The organism is Pantoea sp. S62 (assembly GCF_016658625.1).
GTDB lineage: Bacteria > Pseudomonadota > Gammaproteobacteria > Enterobacterales > Enterobacteriaceae > Pantoea > Pantoea vagans.
The window spans coordinates 1-245 of sequence record NZ_JACVVI010000076.1 but is presented as its reverse complement, the minus strand read 5'-3'; the positions used below and the strand labels follow the sequence as shown (position 1 = coordinate 245).

The following is a 245-nucleotide window of genomic DNA, read 5'->3' as shown; positions in this document are numbered from 1 at the left end:
CGTCTGTGACCTCGCCACGTGGGACAGGGATGCGCAGCACGAGGCGGGCGTGGGAGCCGAAACCCTCCGCGAGCTGGCCGATAATATCCGCTACGCCGCCGGACAGCGCAGCCGGCTGGTGACCCTGTCAGCGGGCGATCTTGAAATACTGATGCAGGCGGCGGGCAGGCTGCCGGATGCAGGCGCTGGCAGAGAAACGGACGCGATTCAGGCGGCACTCAGGCGCGCATACCTTGCCATTAACC

Annotated in this window: 1 pseudogene; it reads left to right on the top strand. The window is 66.5% G+C overall.

What is annotated here, in order from left to right:
* Positions 1–245 (top strand): annotated as a pseudogene (locus IBT54_RS24995) (hypothetical protein); the annotation flags it as partial.